At 35.6% G+C, this 1,876-nt stretch carries 2 protein-coding genes; one reads left to right on the top strand and one right to left on the bottom strand.

All coding sequences use genetic code 11. From position 1 onward, the window contains the following. The first annotated feature begins 173 nt into the window (after positions 1–173). Positions 174–563, top strand: a complete 390-nt coding sequence (locus M3005_RS06015; protein WP_034530580.1) for a hypothetical protein — start codon at positions 174–176, stop codon at positions 561–563. A gap of 36 nt (positions 564–599) precedes the next feature. Here M3005_RS06015 and M3005_RS06010 read toward each other — a convergent pair whose 3' ends face one another. Continuing rightward, complete coding sequence (locus tag M3005_RS06010; protein WP_293794566.1) at positions 600–1,793, bottom strand: homoserine dehydrogenase; 1,194 nt, start codon at positions 1,791–1,793, stop codon at positions 600–602. Between the last annotated feature and the right edge of the window lie 83 nt (positions 1,794–1,876).

Genomic DNA, 1,876 nt, shown 5'->3' with positions numbered 1-1,876 from the left:
TATATTTTTGCAATTAGTATCCCTTATGTGAGATACTATCATAGGTGTTACATGAATTTTTTCTGTAACCCCCATTTAATGACATTATAAATGAAAAAACTACACACGTTTTTAGATGTTTGTACTAGAATAATCTAAACGCATTATCTGAATTAGGAGAGGATTTTTTAACAATGTCAGACATACAACTAAGACCTATTATTAACGAATGGGCAAAAGACTTTAGCGATGAAATCGTTGATTTACATTACGTTAAAGAACAATTATCAGATGCACAATTTGATAACTTTATGAAACAAGTTAAGGCATTAGATTTATTAACTAATACCGAAGCTTACAAGATTATTTACGATGCAGCTAAGAACGATTTGGAACTAAACCACATCGATGATTTAGCAAACCGTACCAATCAACTACAACGTTTGATTGAAATTACTGGTGAATACAGCGATCAACCAAAATATGTTTTATTCGCAAACATGTTCGAAAACGCTGGTGTATCAACTGATGATACTTTCGCCCGTCTAACATATGCAGAACTTGCATTACAAGATTTTGAATAAGAAAACAAATAAGAGCGCCTAATATAGGCGCTCTTTTTATTTTTCAATCCATGGATTGTATGCTCCACCACTGATACAGGCAAAGAAAATGCCCTTATCATCACTGGATAATTCGTTAACAACATCATGAATTTTTTGAGTGTCAATTTCGGAAATATGGTAGTAATTACCGTCTTTTTGAATGTCATATTCTGGTAGTTTTGATTCTAAATCTGCACTGGTTCTAACGACGTAATTCTTTTTCTTGGTAGTGTTATCCAAAGAAAATTCTTCGTTAAAATCACGTTTTAAGTGCACATTGTTGGCCTTTAAGTCTAAGATATCTTGCACTAACGCGTGGGCAGTTGGAAATTCACCCGCACCTTGACCATTAAAGGTTAGTTTACCGATGGTTGTTCCACGTAAACCGACGAAATTGTAGTTATCATGGATTCCGGCTTCAATTTGTCCGGGAGTATATAAAGTTGGTTCAACCACAAAGTTAAAACTGTTGTTTTTCTTGAAACTACGACCTAGTAATTTCACGATTAAATTGTGTTTTTTAAAGTACTTAATATCCTCATCGGTAATGTTTCTAATCCCGAATTTTAATAGGTGGTCACCTGGTTTCACAAAGGTGTTATAGGCAATGTCCACACTAATACATAATTTATTTTCGATGTCGTATCCATCGATATCTGCACTCGGATCGGCTTCTGCGTATCCTAAGTCTTGAGCATCTTTTAGGACTTTATCGAAACTTTGACCAGTCTTAGTCATAGTATCCAAAATGTAGTTACTAGTTCCGTTTAGGATTCCGTGAATCGAATCAATTTGGTCGATGCGAAGTGCTCTTTCCAAATTAATAATCCAAGGAATTCCACCACCAACGGCTGATTCAAAGTAGAACTTTACACCATTTTCTTCAGCGATTTCATCAAATTCCTTCAAGTTTCTCGCCACGACCGCTTTGTTAGCTGTCACAACGTTCTTGCCATGTTTTAACGCATCGATGATCATTGTCTTAGCGGGTTCTAGTCCACCTAGTACTTCCACGACTACATCGACTTCTTCATCATTTAAAATCGTTGCGTAATCATCCACAAATAATTCGTTTTGATCAACTTTTTCTGGACGAACAAATACATATTTGACTGATAAATCTTTTTCAAATGGATGCAAAGCGCTGTCTTGAATAATCTTTAAGACTCCACTTCCGACGGTACCGTGACCTAAGATTGCAATTTTCATAGTGCAAGCCTCCTTTTTTGCTTTGGCTTTATTATATCTTATTTCGCAGATTCTACCGCGGTTAATTTTTTCGCCTTAGCAAA

The organism is Apilactobacillus sp., assembly GCF_025290035.1.
Taxonomy (GTDB): domain Bacteria; phylum Bacillota; class Bacilli; order Lactobacillales; family Lactobacillaceae; genus Apilactobacillus.
Note: the sequence above shows the minus strand (reverse complement) of the source record. Positions and strands in the feature narration are given on the sequence as shown.